18 protein-coding genes and 1 tRNA gene are annotated in these 16,871 nt (G+C 57.6%); 8 read left to right on the top strand and 11 right to left on the bottom strand.

Features of this window, described 5'->3' with window-relative positions; genetic code table 11:
* Positions 1-199: 199 nt before the first annotated feature.
* The 3 genes from GA830_RS14055 to GA830_RS14045 all read left to right on the top strand — a co-directional run bounded on the left by GA830_RS14055 (position 200) and on the right by GA830_RS14045 (position 1,852).
* Positions 200-616 carry a MarR family winged helix-turn-helix transcriptional regulator gene (locus GA830_RS14055; RefSeq protein WP_195162442.1) on the top strand — a complete coding sequence of 139 codons (417 nt, stop codon included), beginning with the start codon at positions 200-202 and terminating at the stop codon, positions 614-616.
* 47 nt (positions 617-663) lie between these two features.
* Positions 664-1,062, top strand: a complete 399-nt coding sequence (locus GA830_RS14050; protein ID WP_195162441.1) for a tautomerase family protein — start codon at positions 664-666, stop codon at positions 1,060-1,062.
* Positions 1,063-1,219: 157 nt separating this feature from the next.
* Positions 1,220-1,852, top strand: a complete 633-nt coding sequence (locus GA830_RS14045) for a LysE family translocator (RefSeq protein ID WP_195162440.1) — start codon at positions 1,220-1,222, stop codon at positions 1,850-1,852.
* Positions 1,853-1,969: 117 nt separating this feature from the next.
* On the opposite strand, the gene GA830_RS14040 is transcribed toward GA830_RS14045, so the two are convergent.
* The 10 genes from GA830_RS14040 to GA830_RS13995 all read right to left on the bottom strand — a co-directional run bounded on the left by GA830_RS14040 (position 1,970) and on the right by GA830_RS13995 (position 11,755).
* Positions 1,970-2,878, bottom strand: a complete 909-nt coding sequence (locus GA830_RS14040) for an agmatinase (protein ID WP_195162439.1) — start codon at positions 2,876-2,878, stop codon at positions 1,970-1,972.
* A gap of 42 nt (positions 2,879-2,920) precedes the next feature.
* Positions 2,921-3,352, bottom strand: coding sequence for a pyridoxamine 5'-phosphate oxidase family protein (locus GA830_RS14035; protein ID WP_258045437.1), 432 nt, complete (start codon positions 3,350-3,352; stop codon positions 2,921-2,923).
* Between the two features lie 205 nt (positions 3,353-3,557).
* Complete coding sequence (locus GA830_RS14030; protein ID WP_195162437.1) at positions 3,558-4,043, bottom strand: YbaK/EbsC family protein; 486 nt, start codon at positions 4,041-4,043, stop codon at positions 3,558-3,560.
* Positions 4,044-4,101: 58 nt separating this feature from the next.
* Positions 4,102-4,911, bottom strand: coding sequence for an MBL fold metallo-hydrolase (locus GA830_RS14025; protein ID WP_195162436.1), 810 nt, complete (start codon positions 4,909-4,911; stop codon positions 4,102-4,104).
* A gap of 4 nt (positions 4,912-4,915) precedes the next feature.
* Entirely contained in the window at positions 4,916-5,710 is a 795-nt protein-coding gene (locus tag GA830_RS14020; RefSeq protein ID WP_195162435.1) for a TatD family hydrolase, read from the bottom strand.
* A 21-nt stretch (positions 5,711-5,731) separates the two neighbouring features.
* Complete coding sequence (metG, locus tag GA830_RS14015; RefSeq protein WP_195162434.1) at positions 5,732-7,288, bottom strand: methionine--tRNA ligase; 1,557 nt, start codon at positions 7,286-7,288, stop codon at positions 5,732-5,734.
* Positions 7,289-7,384: 96 nt separating this feature from the next.
* On the bottom strand, positions 7,385-8,440 hold the full coding sequence (locus GA830_RS14010; protein ID WP_195162433.1) for a DNA polymerase III subunit delta': 1,056 nt from the start codon (positions 8,438-8,440) through the stop codon (positions 7,385-7,387).
* Entirely contained in the window at positions 8,437-9,105 is a 669-nt protein-coding gene (gene tmk / locus GA830_RS14005; RefSeq protein WP_195162432.1) for a dTMP kinase, read from the bottom strand. The genes GA830_RS14010 and tmk overlap by 4 nt, the downstream gene beginning before the upstream one ends.
* Positions 9,106-9,204: 99 nt before the next feature.
* Positions 9,205-10,335, bottom strand: coding sequence for a D-alanyl-D-alanine carboxypeptidase family protein (locus tag GA830_RS14000; RefSeq protein ID WP_258045682.1), 1,131 nt, complete (start codon positions 10,333-10,335; stop codon positions 9,205-9,207).
* Between the two features lie 193 nt (positions 10,336-10,528).
* The gene (locus tag GA830_RS13995) at positions 10,529-11,755 is read right to left on the bottom strand and encodes a septal ring lytic transglycosylase RlpA family protein (RefSeq protein ID WP_195162430.1); all 1,227 of its coding nucleotides are present in this window, start codon (positions 11,753-11,755) and stop codon (positions 10,529-10,531) included.
* Between the two features lie 256 nt (positions 11,756-12,011).
* On the opposite strand from GA830_RS13995, the gene GA830_RS13990 reads away from it, so the two are divergent.
* Both GA830_RS13990 and GA830_RS13985 read left to right on the top strand, forming a co-directional pair.
* A tRNA-Ser gene (locus GA830_RS13990) sits at positions 12,012-12,101 on the top strand.
* Positions 12,102-12,165: 64 nt separating this feature from the next.
* On the top strand, positions 12,166-12,609 hold the full coding sequence (locus GA830_RS13985; RefSeq protein WP_195162429.1) for a hypothetical protein: 444 nt from the start codon (positions 12,166-12,168) through the stop codon (positions 12,607-12,609).
* A gap of 799 nt (positions 12,610-13,408) precedes the next feature.
* Here the strand turns inward: GA830_RS13985 and GA830_RS13980 are convergent.
* The gene (locus GA830_RS13980; RefSeq protein ID WP_195162428.1) at positions 13,409-14,092 is read right to left on the bottom strand and encodes a fumarylacetoacetate hydrolase family protein; all 684 of its coding nucleotides are present in this window, start codon (positions 14,090-14,092) and stop codon (positions 13,409-13,411) included.
* Positions 14,093-14,533: 441 nt separating this feature from the next.
* Here GA830_RS13980 and GA830_RS13975 point away from each other — a divergent pair, with 441 nt between their 5' ends.
* The 3 genes from GA830_RS13975 to GA830_RS13965 all read left to right on the top strand — a co-directional run bounded on the left by GA830_RS13975 (position 14,534) and on the right by GA830_RS13965 (position 16,825).
* The gene (locus tag GA830_RS13975) at positions 14,534-14,974 is read left to right on the top strand and encodes a YqaA family protein (protein ID WP_195162427.1); all 441 of its coding nucleotides are present in this window, start codon (positions 14,534-14,536) and stop codon (positions 14,972-14,974) included.
* Between the two features lie 318 nt (positions 14,975-15,292).
* Positions 15,293-16,012 carry a glycosyltransferase domain-containing protein gene (locus GA830_RS13970; RefSeq protein ID WP_195162426.1) on the top strand — a complete coding sequence of 240 codons (720 nt, stop codon included), beginning with the start codon at positions 15,293-15,295 and terminating at the stop codon, positions 16,010-16,012.
* Positions 16,013-16,177: 165 nt separating this feature from the next.
* Positions 16,178-16,825 (top strand): TerC family protein, encoded by a 648-nt coding sequence (locus GA830_RS13965; RefSeq protein WP_195162425.1) that lies wholly within the window; start codon positions 16,178-16,180, stop codon positions 16,823-16,825.
* The last annotated feature ends 46 nt before the right edge of the window (positions 16,826-16,871 follow it).

The following is a 16,871-nucleotide window of genomic DNA, read 5'->3' as shown; positions in this document are numbered from 1 at the left end:
ACTGCGTATCTGCCCCTGATCTACCTCAGGCTGAAGGTAGTCCTTAAAAAGTTAGAGGTGTGACTAACCTTCGCCCCACGGGAGTGGGGCGGAGGTCGTTCAACGAGCTTTCTCTGATCGGGTACTGCCTTAGCACCGTCGATAGGCGTTGCAAAGCAAAATGCTTGTATATGCAAATAGTTCTGCTATATGAGTCCGTATGTTTGATGGTTGCATCTATTTCAACACGCAGGCGCTCGGGCGGCGCCTTGAGCGTATCTGGACTGAGGCTTTCCGGCCGTTTGGCCTGACGCCGTCGCAAGCATTCATGTTGCGTGCCGTGTTGGCCGAGCCAGCAATGCTGCAGGGCGAACTTGCTGATACCCTCAAGATTGCGCGCGCGACAGCGACGCGGGGGGTGGACGGGCTGGAAGCAAAGGGGCTGGTCACGCGCCATGCGACCAAAACTGATGGAAGAGAATGTGAGATACAGCCAACGGTGGCGGGAAGGGCGCTGCAAGATGGCCTGAACCTGGCCAGCGGCGCGGTGACCCAACGTCTGAAAAGGCAGCTTGGGGATGATCCGTTCATGGAATTTGTGACGCGGGCGCGCGGAATAGCAGACGCGGTCGAGTAACGATCACCTATATAGTTGCATAGCTAATTATAACCGGAGCGAAAACGATGCCAATCTTGAATGTAAAGGTCAGCGGTAACCGGTCAGACGACCTGACCCGAGCCATCACTGATCTGCTGACGGAACTCACCGCCAGTATCCTGGGTAAGAACCCCGCAGTGACCGCCATTGCGATTGACTATGTCGACCCACGCGATTGGTTCGCCGGTGGGAAAAGTCTGGCGGAGCAGGGCCAGAAGAGTGTTTATTTTGATGTCAAGATCACCGACGGCACCAACACCAAGGATGAGAAAGCGCGCTATGTCAGCGCCGCCTTCGATGGTCTTTCAAAGCTGCTCGGCACGCTTCACGAGGAAAGCTACATTTACGTGCAGGATGTCCGCGCCGAGGCCTATGGCTATGGCGGCCGCACGCAGGAATGGCGCTATCATCATCCGGCCGGGTGAGCGAGGCGAGATAATCAACGACGACCGTCGCATCAGACTGGGGTTTGTTGGAATAATTCAGGGCGCGGTCTTGCTCTAATGCCGCCATATGCCAAAGATTGGATTGTCAGGAGAACGCCCTTGATCTCTTAGATGTCGTCACAAAAGGAATTGTTGGATGCCAACCTTTGAAGTTCTGCTTGCGTTTGCAATTACCACCTGGGTGTTCGCCTTCATTCCAGGGCCGGCTATGCTTTACGCGGCAGCTCGCACGATGGCTGGCGGCCGCAAGGCAGGATTCATGGCGGTATTGGGCATCCATATTGGGGCCTACGTTCATATTGTAGCGGCCGCCGCTGGGCTATCTGTACTCTTTCATGCTGTTCCCATGGCATACACCGTCGTCAAGCTGGCAGGTGCAATCTACCTCATCTGGCTCGGTATTTGCCTGTTCAGGACGCAGAGTGCAAACGCAGACGATCTCTCCACTCCGCCAGCGAGGTCGGCGCGAAAGGCGTTCATGGAAAGCATCGCCGTGGAGGTTTTGAACCCCAAGACTGCAATCTTCTTTTTGGCTTTTCTCCCGCAGTTCGTCGATGCTACCGCCAGTCTTCCTGTGTGGGCGCAACTCGCCATCCTAGGAACTGCAGTCAACGCCATATTCACTTTCGCAGATGTCCTGTGCGTCCTGCTTGCAGGGCTCATCATTAAGAAAGTGAAACGATCCAGTGGTGTGCAAAAGCTGGTTCAGGGGATTGGCGGCACAATACTTGTGGGGCTGGGTGTGCATGTAGCTCTGCAGCGGACTTAAACAACCGCGCTGCGAGACATACTTTTGCCGTGAGGCGTCACGCAGTGGCGGCCTATGCCGGTTTCTGTTCAATTTCTACGAAAACCGCTACAACTGCGCTTCACCGCCCCGAAACCATCACCAGGCTTGCCTAACTATGGTTCCGACGGCGTTGACGATCAGACGAGCGGCGGTGAGGGCAGTCACCCCGTTGTGGTCGGCCGGCGGGAAAAACTCGACCAGATCGAACCCTGCGATTTTTGCGCGCGCTCCAACGCCGGTTATCAAATCGATGGCCTGCGTATAGGTCAGGCCTCCAGGGGTTCGCGCAGCAACTCCTGGCATAATGCTCGGATCAAGTCCGTCACAATCCAGCGTGATCACCACTTTGGCGTCTAGCGGGATGTGGTTGAGTGCGGCGTCAACGCCGTGGCTGTGAATTTCCCGCGCGGTGATGATATGACTGCCATAGGCGAGGGCCGCTTCCAACTCGGTGTTGCTTGCGCTGCCCACCGAACGCATGCCGACCTGCACGATGCCCGCCACATGGGGCATTTCGCTGATACGCCGCATCGGGTTGGAATAGCCGAAGCGTTCACCGTCTACCGTGTCGCGCCAGTCGATATGAGCGTCGATCTGCAAGACCCACACAGGCCCGTGGTTGGCAAAGGCGGAGAGAAAGGGAATTGGCACGGAATCATCGCCGCCAAGCAGGATCGGAACGGCAGCAGCACCCAGAACTGAGCGAGTTTGCGCCTCTATCCGGCTCCGGTTGCCTTCATTGTCGTGCATCGTCGTTGGCACTTCGCCAAAGTCTATGACGCTTGGTGCGCTACCGTCAAACAGCGGGCCGCCAAGATCGAAGTCCCAGTTACCCACGAACCCGGCGTCGGCCAGGCTGGCCGTGCGTATGGCACTTGCGCCCAGGGCATAGGGCTGGCTGTCCTTGCCGGGATAGGTCGTGCCGTGGCCCGCAGAGAAGATTACAGCTCGTGGCGCGTTGTTATCCGGTAACCGAGAGGGAAATCCCAGGAACGAGTGGTGCATGTGTAAAGCTCTCCGGGTGAGGGCGTTGCATCGCTATGATTATCAGGCCGCCGATTCACGGCCTGTCATTTCGCCAATAACGATACGGTAGAAAAGGTGCGCGGAGTGGTCCGCGACGGGTTGTGTATCCGGCTTTATACCGCCGGGTTCCCACCAATTCGCAAATTTGCTCAGCATGGTCCAAGCGTGCTCGCGTTCGACTTTTGACCCAATCCGGTCTGGCAACTCCTCGAACTGGCCTTCTATGTGCACGCTCTTCCATTCACGGTGGTCAGAAAAGGATTCCACTACCATCGCCACATGCGGGTTCTGACGCATGATATCGACCTTCTTGCCGGGCATGGAAAAACAATAGAGATGGGTGCCCTTGATGGCGAAATAGATGGGAACGACGTAGGGTTTGTCATTCATCGTGCAGGCGAGGTGGCCAAGCCGCTGTGTCTCGAGGAATTTGCTGCAGTCCAGGGTGCTCATCGTGCGGATATGCATGTGTGGTCCTTCAAAGTCCGGGATTTCCGTCGATGCAATGGTTGCAGATATTTCCGCCCTTGACGATGCCGTTTGTGATCGCTGCGCTTTTCATCGAACCGGCGCGCTCGGCGTGTCGCAGCTGATGTATGCCGCAGGCGAGCACACACGTAAGTCGCATAAGATAGATTATGGAACTAAGCATTGTAGCTTAGGCCGTGCAAGCACAGGCTTCCAGTGATGCCGCCTTGGCCTTTGCAGCGATGAGAAGCCTGTCTGGTGCGGCTGAAAACACTGCGTCGTGGGCACCGGCGGCGGACCACACAGCGGCGTAGTTGAGCAAGGTCTCGTCCATAAACGTCGGCATTGCGATGAGATGACCGATGGGTGCAACACCGCCGATGGCAAAACCGGTCTCGTCACGGACCTGGCGTGGATCAGCACGCGTCAGCGGTTCGCCGGCCAGTGCTGCGGCCTTGGCAAGATCCAGCTGGTGGATGCCCGACACCAAGAACAGAAAAAGTTTGCCACTCGTTTCACCGCGAAAGATAAGCGATTTGACGATTTGTGCGACATCACAGCCGCATTGTTCTGCCGCTTCCTGCGCCGTGCGCGTCGATGCGCCCATCCGTTGGACTTCGATCTCGAGGCCCGCTGCGGCCGCAGCTGTGATAACCCGATCGATGCTTCCAGCCATAATTTTAGCTTTTCCTCATATTTAAATTATCCGACCAAAGCTATGGAATTGTTGGACTTTATAACGGGAGCTCAAAAGCCTGACCGTCAAACCCCGGCTCGACGTTTTCGGGCAGTTGCGCGCGCAGCGTCTCATAATCGAGCGGCACATGCATATGGGTCAGGATTGAGCGGCTTGCACCAATGCGTGTGATCCATTCCAGCGCCTGATCGAGAGAAAGATGGCTCGGATGCGGCTGGTATTGCAGAGCGTCGATGATCAGAACATCGAGATTTTCGAGCCGGTCAATGGTTGGCGGCGGGAAGCTGCTGACATCGGGGCAATAGGCTAGACCGCCGACGCGAAAACCCAGAGAAATGATGTCGCCATGGATCTGTGGAAGCGGCGTGAAGGTGAGGGTTCCCCCCTCTCCTTCAACGCTGATCGGCTGCGTGTGGTCGATCGTGTGAGCGCGTAAAATGGGCGGATAGGAGCTGCCAAACGGCGTTTCGAAGCAATAGCCAAACGCCTCGCGCATTCGCAGCAGCGTCGGCTGGTCGGCAAAAACATCCATCAATCGCCGCTGCTCGATGACAAAACCGCGTAGATCGTCGATGCCGTGGATGTGGTCGGCATGCGGATGGGTGTAAATGACAGCGTCGAGGCGCGACACACCGGCTGCAAGCATTTGCTCGCGAAAATCTGGGCCGGTATCAATGACAACACGCGTGATGCCGCCATCTTCGGCCACACGCTCGACCATCGCGGCAGCGCGGGTACGCCTATTTTTCGGGTTTTTGGGGTCGCACGCGCCCCAGTCGCCGGAAATACGCGGCGTGCCGGGCGAAGAACCGCAGCCGAGCAGCGTAAACCTCAGGCGCGCCGCCAAGGTTTTAGCCTCCGGTCGCAGCGGGCGGCTGCATCTTCTTGAAAAGACGAAAGAAATTATCGGTGGTGATGCTGGCGATCTCAGCGCCGGTGAGGCCGAGTGTCTCTGCAAGAACCGCTGCCGTATGCGCCACATAGGCCGGTTCATTGCGTTTGCCCCGGTGTGGTGGCGGCGCGAGATACGGCGCGTCAGTCTCGACCAGTAGGCGGTCGTGCGGCACGTCTTTGGCGATATCGCGCAATGTCTGCGAATTCTTGAACGTCAAAATGCCCGAGAACGAAATATAGCCGCCCAGCTCTACGCCCGTTTCGGCGAGCGCGCGGCCCGAGGAAAAGCAATGGAGAATGAACGGAAACGCTCCCTTCCCGCTCTCCTCGGTGAGGATTTGTGCCATGTCGTTATCGGCATCGCGCGCATGAATGACCAGCGGCAGACCGGTCCGGCGCGCCGCCTCGATGTGACGACGAAAGCCCGCTGCCTGCAGATCGCGCGGCGCTTTATCGTAAAAATAATCGAGGCCGGCCTCGCCAATCGCCACCACTTTTGGATGCTCGGATAGCGTCACCAGTTCGTTTGCAGTTACGTCCGGCTCCTCAGCCGCATTGTGCGGGTGGGTACCGACCGAACAGAAGACTTCGTCGTAAGCCTGAGCGATCTCGAGTATCCCGGCAAAGCGTTTGACGCGGGTTGAAATTGTGACCATGCGACCGACGCCGGCGGCCAGCGCGCGCGTCACCACGGCATCGCGTTCTTCGGCGAAATCCGGAAAATCGAGATGGCAGTGACTGTCGACCAGCATCCTGTTGCCCTCTTCCGTGCGTCAGCCGTTCGTTGCGGTGTCGACCGGGTCTACATAGCGTGGAAAGACCGGAGTAGGAGCTGGAAGCGGCGTTCCAGACACCAGGCTGTGTGCTGCGTCCACGTGCTCGAAATTGCGTGCGTCGGCAGAGACGGCAAGCATATCGAGCAGCTTTGTGGCGGAGCCAGGAATGAAGGGCTGGCACTGAAGTGCAACGCGGCGGATGACTTCCGCCGTGGTGTAGAGAACCGTCTCCATGCGCGCTGGGTCGGTCTTCTTCAACGCCCACGGCTCCTGACCGGCGAAATAGCGGTTGGCTTCCGCCACCACGCCGAAAATAGCGGCCAGCGCGTGGTGCGGCGCCTGATCGGCCATAGCCTTTCGCGCGCTCCCCAAAGCATCAGTCGCCATCGTCAAAATAGCATTGTCGGCGTCAGTTTCCGGGCCACGCGCGGGTACCACGCCGCCGACATTTTTGGCGATCATCGACAACGAGCGCTGGGCCAGATTACCCAGATCGTTCGCTAGGTCGGCATTGGTGCGGTTGACGATGGCATCGTGCGTATAGCTACCATCTTGGCCAAAAGGCACTTCGCGCAGGAAAAAATAACGTACCTGGTCGAGCCCGAAGGCCTCTATAAGCGCAAACGGATCGACAACATTGCCGACCGATTTCGACATTTTTTCTCCCCGGTTGAAGAGAAACCCATGGGCAAAGATGCGCGTGGGGAGCTCGATTCCAGCCGACATCAGGAAGGCAGGCCAGTAGACTGCGTGGAAGCGAACAATGTCCTTACCGACAATATGGGTTGCTGGCCAGAATTTCCACTGATCGCTTTGGGTGTCGGGGAAACCGGCTGCGGTGAGGTAGTTGGTCAGTGCATCGACCCAGACATACATGACGTGCTTTTCGTCGCCCGGAACCGGCACACCCCAATTGAACGTAGTGCGCGAAATGGAAAGGTCGCGCAGGCCAGATTTGATGAAACTCAAAACCTCGTTGCGACGCTCCGCCGGCCGCACGAAGTCGGGATTCTTTTCAAACAGATCGAGAAGTTTATCCTGATAGGCCGAGAGGCGGAAGAAATAGGTTTCCTCCTCGTTCCACTCCACCGGCGAGCCGAGCGGCTCGCGTCGGATTCCATCGTCACCAAGCGTGGTTTCCTTCTCGTCAAAATAGGCTTCCTGACGCACCGAATACCAACCGCTGTAGCTATCGAGATAAATATCGCCGTTTTCGGCCATACGTTTCCAGATCGCCTGCGAGGCGGCATAGTGGTCAGGTTCGGTGGTGCGTATGAAACGGTCATGCGAACTGCCCAGCGCTTCGTCCATCGTGCGAAAGATCGCCGAATTGCGGTCGGCCAGCTCAATCGCCTTGATGCCTTCTTGGTCTGCCGTCTGCTGCATTTTCAGACCGTGCTCATCGGTGCCAGTCAGGAAAAAAACATCCTTGCCGTCAAGGCGCTGGAAGCGCGCCATCGCATCGGTCGCGATCACCGTGTAGGCGTGGCCAATATGCGGCTTGCCATTGGGATAGAAGATCGGCGTGGTGATATAGAATTTTTCGCGAGACATTTGAACCGGCTGTGAGAACAATCAAGGTTTGAAAAAGCTCGCGGTCAATAGCGCATCGGGCGACTGAATGCCATCCAAAAGGGTAGCCCTGCCTGTTCAGCCGCGCATTGCAGCATGCAGACTGTGAAGCGTACCCAAAACATGCTGCTTCTTGTCGAGATTGTAAGTTTCGGCTTCGCGCATGGTCTCAGTGGCGCGCTGCCAGAAGGCCGACAGACGCCCTGCCCGCGCCAGGTTTGATGCCCGCGCAGCCTCGCTGGCAGCGAGCGTGACGATATCGAGCACATGGCGGTTGAAGAACTGGAATTGGGCTTGCTGGTCTCGTGCGGCAACTGCATCGGCCAAGCGGTGCGCCTGTGCGATATCAATGGCCGGCGCATACGCCAGTGCTTCTATGGCCGAGGCAATCTCCAGTCCGCCATATTGGGTCAGGTGGATGGCATTGCGCGGGCTGCCGCCAGCATGCGCGGCGAGCGCTGCACGCTTGTCGGCCGTTCCGGTCAGGGAGAGATTGAATCCCTCCAGCACCGCAAACATGTCCGCCGCGCTCAGCGGTTGCATCAAGACCGTTTGGCAGCGCGAGCGGATGGTAGGCAAAAGTCGGCCGATGGAATGGGTGATCAAGAGAAAAATCGTGCGTGACGGCGGTTCTTCGAGATTTTTCAGCAAGGCATTGGCCGCATTGGTGTTCAAGTCATCAGCAGTGTCCACGATAACGACACGGTAGCTGTTGTCATGCGAGGTCATCGACAGAAAACGGCTGACCCGGCGCACCTCGTCGACGGTGATGACGGACTTATAACCCTTGGTCTTGTCATTTGCCGGGCGGGTGAGATGGAGCACCGAAGGATGCGCGCCGCTGGCGATTTGTCGCGACAAAGATGAAGCGGGATCGGGTGGAGAAAACTCACTCGGCGCCTGTGCGCTGGAAGGGTGGCGCAGCAGATGATGGGCCAGGTGGAAAGCCAGCGTTGCCTTGCCGATCCCCGATGGTCCGGCGAGCAGGATCGCGTGCGGCAGTTTTCCGACGCGGTATGCACTAGCCAGCATGGCGGCTACCTCGGCGTGGCCGACAAGACGCGGGTTTTCCGATGGCTCCGGCACTCCCTCTATGGAGTCGAACTGCTCAGGCGCGCGCCTTTCGAATATCATGATCTTGTCCCGTCAGGCGCAAGCTGCCTGGTGCGATCGAGCGCGGTCACTACCGCCGCCGCTACAGCCTTTTCCACCTCTTGCGGTGCAGCAGCGGCATCGATGACCGCGCAACGCTTAGGTTCGGCATCGGCAATGGCCAGAAATGCGTCGCGACGGCGCTGGTGAATGGCAAGCGTTTCCTTTTCAAACCGGTCCGCTGCGCCAGCGCCGCGGCGCGCCGTGGCCCGGCGCAGACCTTCTGCCGGATCAAGATCAAGGATCAGCGTCAGGTCCGGCATCATGCCGTTGATGGCGACAGCCTCAAGTTCAGCCATGAAGGCCGGATCAATATCGCCGGTAACGCCCTGATAGACGCGTGAGGAATCCAGAAAGCGGTCGCACAAAACGATTTTACCTTCGCTCACTGCCGGCCGGATCAACTGCTCGACATGGTCAGATCGCGCGGCGGCAAACAAAATCGCTTCCATTTTCGGGCCGAAAGGCTCTGCCGCACCCGACAAAAGCACGTGGCGTACAGCCTCAGCGCCCGGCGAACCGCCTGGTTCACGGGTGACCAAAACGTCAAGACCGCGGCCGCGCAGCAGCGTCGCCAGCCTGGCGATCTGTGTCGACTTGCCGGCCCCTTCGCCGCCCTCGAATGTAATGAAAAATCCGCGATTCATGACGCTCGTTTCCTATGCGCAACGGCGGCAAAGGTCTACCCGGCGTCGACAGGCCGGGCGCATGCATTTCCACACCCCGTTTTTTGCGGTCTGCGAAGTCTACCTTAGCCAGCCGACCAGCAATTCTTCGACAGCATCGAACGAGCGTTGTTTGAGACTGCCTTTGCCGACACTTTCTGCTGCATAGAGCGGTGTTTCCTGGCTGAGCGTGTCACCGATCCAGACTTTGAGCGATCCAACCTGCGTGCCGGCCTCCACCGGTGCCACCAGCGGGCCCTGATAGACAATGCGCGCGACCAGCCTGTCCTTGTTGGTGATCGGCACGAAAATGGCGACCGGGCCTTTGGCCATCAGCGGCAGATCGGCTTTTTCCGCGCCGTAGAGCTTTGCCTCGCCGACTGTCGCTCCGGCTGCAAACAACTCCTTCTTCTCGAAGGCACGCACGCCCCATTCGAGCATCTTTCGCGATTCCTCGGCACGTTCGCGCTCGGTTGCCATGCCACTCATGGCGGCAAAGAGCCTTTTGCTGTCCCGGTTGATTGAGCCGACGATGGCGTAGCCGGACGCTTCGGTGAAACCGGTCTTCATGCCGTCGGCTCCGATATCCATCGACAGCAGCGGGTTGCGGTTGCGCTGGGTGATCTTGTTCCAGGTGAAATCGGGAAGGCTGTAATATTTATAGAATTCGGGATAGTCGCGCCAGATACGAACGGCAAGCATGGCCAGTTCGCGCATTGTCACCACTTGGCCCTCGGCCGGCAGGCCGGTCGAATTCTTGAACACTGATTTTGTCATACCAAGCTGTCGCGCGCGCTCCGTCATCAGCGTGGCGAAATTCTCTTCCGTGCCGGCCATCGCCTCGGCGATGATGATGCAACCATCATTGGCCGACTGCACGACAACGCCCTTGATCAGGTCTTCAAGACGGATCGAGGATTTGAGTTTTGCAAACATGGTGGAGCCGCCTGAGGCGGCGCCGCCGGTACGCCAGGCGTTTTCCGAGACCGGAAATTCATCGTCGAGCGACAGCCGGCCCGAACGCACTGCATTGAAGACCACTTCCATGGTCATCAGTTTTGCCAGCGATGCGGGCGGGATCAGCGCATCGGGATCTTTGGAAAAGAGCACCGTGCCGGTTTCAGCATCGACCATGAAGGCCTGGGCGGCTTTGGTCTCGAAGAGTTGGGCATTGGCCGGTGCAACGGCGAAAACCGACCCGATGAAGCACAACGCCAACAATGCGGTGCGGCGGGCGTAACATGATACGGAAAACTCTGTCACTTTACATGTCTGAAGCGCCTTCCAGAATGTCCGGAATGCGGCCCCTCCCCTTTTTACCGGTGCCGTCGCACCAATGAGCACCGACATCCATCCTCACCAGGGGCATGATAGCCGCTGAAACGCCAAGGGATCAACGTGGGGCTTAGTCGCGCACCACAATGGCATCCGGCGCGCCGTGGGCCCAAGCTGTTTGCAGCAACGCGTCAAGGCCTAAATGCCCGTCAGGATACACACTGACGGTGAACCAGTCGGCCCCGCCCTCGCGAGATTTTTCAATTGTCACACGCGCCTGACCGACCAGAAAACGCTGGATGGCAAGCGCCTCGCTCTGGTTGGCAAAAGTGCCAGCCGCCACGTAGGGCTCGAAAGAGACAGCAACAGAGGCTCGCTTCTTCCAATCGGTGTTTTCCGGTGGTGACGCGAAGGCAGAGAAGGCGCTGGCTGCGCGCCCAACACCCTCATCTGCGTAAGACATTGTAGCGAGCGCAAGCTGTTGCGGCGGTGCACCGAGCGTCTCGACCGGCCGCTCGGGCGCGACCGGGCCAAGCGATGGAAGACCGATGTCGTTTGCAGCGTTGGCTGGCGCGAATGCGGGAACCGGCGCTTGGTCAGAAAGCGTACCCGGGAAAGCTCGGGCCTGCGGTTCACCAGAAACTCCGAGGCTCGGGGTTGGGCCATTCATGGCAATCATAACCCCTGTAGGCATCCCGACAGATGGATCTGTCGCACGGTTGCCCGGATTGTAAGAGGCCATCAAAAACTGCTCGTCGCGGCCATCCAGCGGTGCACGACCGACATATTCGACTTCGACCTTGGCGGTGCCGGCATGCGTGTAATCCAAAAGTTCGGCGGCCCGTCGGGACAGGTCAATCACGCGGTCATGGGCATAAGGTCCGCGGTCGTTGACACGCACGATCACCGAATTCCCGTTTTTGGTATTGGTCACCCGCGCATAGCTTGGCAGCGGCATCGTTGGGTGCGCTGCCGTCAGATGTGTCATGTCGTAGATCTCGCCATTGGCGGTCAGCCGGCCATGAAAGGCATCGCCATACCAGGAGGCAGCACCCATCTTGCGATAATTCTTTTCTTCCTTGGGATAGTACCATTTGCCAGCCACCTTATAGGGTTTGCCGGTCTGGTCGCGGCCACCGCCGCGCGGCAGGCGCGAGCGCTGGTTCGTGACGCGCGGGCTGGCTTTGACGCCATAGGCGGATTCGGCAAAGTATTCCTTGGAGCGCGTCTCGGTCTTCTTTACCCGAACCATCGCCTTGGGCTGCGGCGCGGCGCAACTGGCCAGAAACGCTGACGCCACCGCCAGAATCACGGCGCTCGTTGCGCGTGGAACAAAGCGGCGCTGCGACAAGGTCATACGTGAAAGGCCCCCGGTACTCGGTGTAGTCACTAAAGCTTTCGAACCGTGCATCCCCAAAATGCGAACCCGGATCGAACATTTCCAGCACTCTTCATGCACTGGAATTGCTTACAAGCCAGTTAAGCGACTATGGCGCGAACCGGGCAAGATTATGGCCTTTTGAATGGTCGCCACATTACCGGACGCTGATTTCACTCCCCCCTGCCCGACCCGACTTGAAAATCCTCACGGCTTCAAGCATAGAGCAGGCGCTGGAGGGATGGCCGAGCGGTTTAAGGCACCGGTCTTGAAAACCGGCGAGGATGCAAGTCCTCCGTGGGTTCGAATCCCACTCCCTCCGCCAGAATTATAATAAAGACAATGGGTTAAAGTAAAATATTTGAGAGTGCCATAACGGATGCCCGGCAATGAAATTTGAACCACTCGATCGGGCTCTTATCTTGACAAAAGAAAAGGCCGCTGCTCGACAGGTGCAATTTGCAATCGGAGCCCTTTTGTCCGGTGACTACGATGCGGCAATAACATTGGCGGGGGCAGCCGAAGACATGCTGCCGGGCGATCCAACGATAGAGGTTACAACGACGCTATTACGTGACGAAATGGCCGTCACCGAACTGGGGCGCTCCTTCTGGATTAACGCTGTCAATATTGAGCGAAACTGGTTGAAACATCGCACCGAGTATTGGTCAAATTCTTTTGAGTTTACCCTTGAAAATACCCCATTTTACATTTTTCGTGCCATGAGAAAGCTTCCACTTTCTGAGATTACTGGAGAAATGATCGAGTTTGAGGAATGGTATCGAACATATCTGCTCGAACAGAACGATCAGCGACCAAGGGAATCTAGCTGATTTCCTCGGGCCGAAAAGCGCCGGCCTTTCCTACTCGTGCCCGGCTGGCATGGCATCGGCTACAAACTTGCTGCTGATTTTCAGCGGAGAGAATAGCTCACCACACCATGCGCAACGCATCCCGGGCAGCAGTCGAACATGTTCCATTTCTCGACGGCACTTGGCTTCGCAATATTTCTCGAAGGCGAAGCGTTTATCAAACAGTTTCCCGCAGGCGGGATTTGCGCACATGTCCATACCTAGGACGACGGCCTGATGATCGCGGTGACATTTTCCACACCAATATTCGACGCTGCGGTTTCGGGGGTGGAAAGTGTTGGAGCATTCCGGGCTCTTGCATTCGCGATTCGGAATCGCACGTCCGGCCCTTTGCTCGCGAAGCTTTGCCACGTGCTCTGGACAGCGCGTATCCGTGGCAGGTCGGGCTGCTCGATATGATGTGCCGGACCACCACTCGCATGCGCGCCCCGGTGCATCTAACTTAGCCGCGACCAGATAGATCCACTTTGCCGCCTCGGATGCCGCGTAGTGATACATCGCGATACGCCTGCAATACATCGCGGCATTCACCGCAACAGAATCGATTACGATTGGCAATCGCCTCATATTCGAGCGGGCCACGACAGTTGGCGCAATTTTCGCGGTAGTTGGCAGTTTTCGTTGTCTCCAGCATGGCGCGGGTCCCATGGGAACTTGTTAACCGATTAATGGCCGCAAAGAGCTGTGGCACCGATGCTGAAATATTGGCAATTTGATCACATTCGCGGTTGGGGATGTGACCAAGGCATCTGGTGTGAATTTATATGACTGTGACCGACAGCGAGCTGACACCCGCTATGCTTGCCTCCATCAGATCGCCCCGAACGATTGCATTCACGCCTGACGGCGTTCCGGCCATTATGACGTCGCCGGCCTTGAGTTCAAAATATTCTGAGAGGTAAGCGATCATTTCGGGCACTTTCCAGATCATCTGGTTGAGGTCGCCCTCCTGGCGCAGGTCGCCATTCACCTTCAGTTCGACACGACCATTGGATGGGTGGCCGATTTCAGAAGCCGGATGCAGCGGACCTACTGGGCCCGACCTTTCAAACGCTTTGCCGATCTCCCAAGGGCGGCCCATCTTCTTGGCTTCGCCCTGCAGATCCCGGCGGGTCATGTCCAGGCAGACTGCGTAACCCCAGACGTGATCCAACGCCGATTCCAGCGAAATCTTTGTTCCACCCGACTTAAGCGCGACGAGCATCTCCACCTCGTGGTGCACATCTGTGCTGTGCGGCGGATAGGGAAACTCCCCTGATGCATCGAGGTTGTTTGGATTTTTTTGGAAGAAGAATGGCGGCTCACGGTCAGGGTCGTGACCCATCTCGACGGCATGGGCCGCGAAATTACGTCCGATACAGTAGACGCGCCGGACGGGGAACGCCCCTCCATCGCTGGTGGGGATCGTGTGAACGTTCGGAGCGGGTATGACGAGGTTCGGCATAATGTTCCTGCTGGTGGCGTGAACTGCGCGAGGTTTAGTGAGCGCTGCTTTCGAAATCAATCTCGATCAAATACTTGCCACGGGTGTTTCGCTAAACCAATCCGGAATTGATTGTCCAGTAGACCTTGTCTTTATGGCCGGCCACGTGAGAAATTGGTGATCATTTATGGCCGATGGTTATGAATAGCGGTTTTGCCAGCATGGCTGATCCCGTGACGCAATTGCGCACCTACATCCACCAGCGCGGCAATCAGTGAAATCGCAAGATCAACGATCCGGCCAGCTTCTCACTAGCGCAACGCCCATACTTTGATAGGGATGCCTGTCACTGACCGCTCCTGTTGGTCGTTTGTGGGGATTGGGGATCCACAAGACCGGTAGCGGCCGTCAAACTACGAATCGTGAAGCGATGTCATCAAGCCTCCCAATGTGAGCTAACGTTTGGAAACCCTCCTCCCCCTTATCGGCCTCTTCGCCGTCGCGTTTGTTGCCGCAACCATCCTGCCTGCGCAGTCGGAGGCGGCGTTGGTGGGACTGTTGGCACTTGGCGCTCATTCGCCTGTGGTGCTTGTGGTGGTGGCGACTGCGGGTAATGTGCTGGGCTCGGTCACCAACTGGATGCTTGGCCGCTTTGTCGAGCAATATCGCAGGCGGAATTGGTTTCCTGTCAGCGACCGGGCGCTGGAGCGCGCCACCGGCTGGTACCGCAATTGGGGCCGCTGGAGCCTTCTGCTTAGCTGGGCACCGCTCGTTGGCGATGCGCTGACTGTCGCTGCCGGCGTCCTGCGCGAGCCGTTCTGGAGCTTTTTGCTGCTGGTGACGATTGCCAAGGCTGGTCGCTACATCGCGCTTGCGCTCATCACGCTGGGGCTGATCGGCTGACAGCATTACGGTTCAGGACCTCCTCAGATCCCCAAACATCCTGGAGTTCTCTAACGGTTGAGCATGCGCCATCAGCAACACGTCGGGTGCATCAAAAAATGGCGCGGGAGGCACCAGCGGTTGAACATGCCCGTGCCACACTCTTGCGGCGGCTGTCATTCCGCGCCAAAATATCTGGGTATAGGCAACCTGGGTGCCGCGATGTCACTGGCCGGAAGACTGAAGCAAAGCCTTCTGAAGTTGTCTTATGTCCGTAAACCACGGCGTGTTGTCTATACCTGCATGTTTGGGCATTCTGAAAAGCTGTCCAATTTTCCGATGCAAAGATCCCCGGGCATCGATTTTTTCTGCTTCACCGATGATCCGCACCTAAATTCAACACAGTGGAAAATCATCCAGGCGCCGCCCTCAGCGCTTGATCCGCACCGGCGCTCCAAAAGCTTCAAGCATCGTCCGCATCTGGCATTTCCTGACCACGCTGAAAGCCTCTATCTCGACAACACGATAGAGTTAAAACTGGGCGTCGCCGAGCTATTCGATCTTTATCTCGGGTCGGAGGTAAGGCTTGGCGCATTCAGGCATGAGCTCCGCGATTGCATTTATGACGAGGCTGATGCGGTGCTTGCTGCCGCTTACGACACGCGCGAATGCGTGCTTCCGCAGATTGAACACTACCGCCGGCAAAGTTATCCGGCCCATTACGGCCTCAATTCGATGGGGTTCATTTTGCGACGCCACAACGATCATTTGGTATCGGCCACCATGGACGCATGGCATGAAGAGGTGCTGCGCTTTTCCAAGCGCGACCAGATATCGTTCAATTATACAGCGTGGAAATACAAACTGCCGATTACGCTTCTTCCGGGTACCATTGCCGACAATCCAGTGATGACGTGGCACCATATCGCCCAACGCCTGCCGCGCGATTTCGACGATGACGTCTATCTCGCACTGCACGAGGATGTGCGCCTGGCGGGTGTCAATCCACGCTGGCATTTCCTGCATCACGGACTGGCGGAGGGGCGGGTTTATAAATAGCCTGCGTGGGCAGCAGTCACCCTGCGTGCGCCTTGCGGAACCAACCCGAGACGACTTCGTTAGCCCAAAATGCGTGCTTTGTGGCATGAGCCCATTTCCCTTGCGTCCCGTTCTTCGACACGCTAGGGCGGGCGAATACATTCCAGCCAGAAGGGTCGACCGCGAATGGAAGTTTTCACGGCTGCGGGCTTTTCCGCACTCATGCAGGTTATCGCCATAGATCTGGTTTTGGCTGGTGATAATGCGATTGTAATCGGCCTTGCTGCCGCGGGTCTGCCGGCAGAACAGCGCAAGAAGGCGATCCTGATCGGCGTCATTGCAGCGACAGTGCTGCGCATCTTTTTTGCCGCCATCACCGTGCAGCTTCTGGCGATTCTTGGCCTGCTTCTGGTCGGCGGTATCCTGCTGCTTTGGGTGTGCTGGAAGATGTGGCGCGAACTGCGCACCTCGCACGCTGACGAAGAAGAGGCGGCTGACGCGTTAAGTGGCGCTGACGGAACCATTCAGGCGTCCGGAAAACCCCGCAAAACGTTGGCGCAAGCAGCGATGCAGATTGTCATCGCAGATGTGTCAATGTCGCTGGACAACGTGCTGGCAGTGGCTGGGGCTGCGCGTGACCATTTCACCGTGCTGGTTATCGGATTGGTGTTGTCGATCGCCCTGATGGGTCTTGCCGCGACCTTCATTGCCCGGCTGTTGCAACGTCATCGCTGGATCGCCTATGTCGGCCTGCTCATCATTCTCTACGTTGCTGTCGACATGATTTATCGCGGAATGGTCGAAGTATGGCCGTACCTCAGTACAGCTTTTTGAGTGGGAAGGCTGACCGGGCCGCTTGCTACATGCGGCCCGCAACCCG

The organism is Mesorhizobium sp. NBSH29, assembly GCF_015500055.1.
In the GTDB taxonomy this organism is placed as follows: Bacteria; Pseudomonadota; Alphaproteobacteria; order Rhizobiales; family Rhizobiaceae; genus Neomesorhizobium.
The sequence above is the reverse complement of the archived record's forward strand: the minus strand, read 5'-3'. Positions and strand labels throughout refer to the sequence as shown.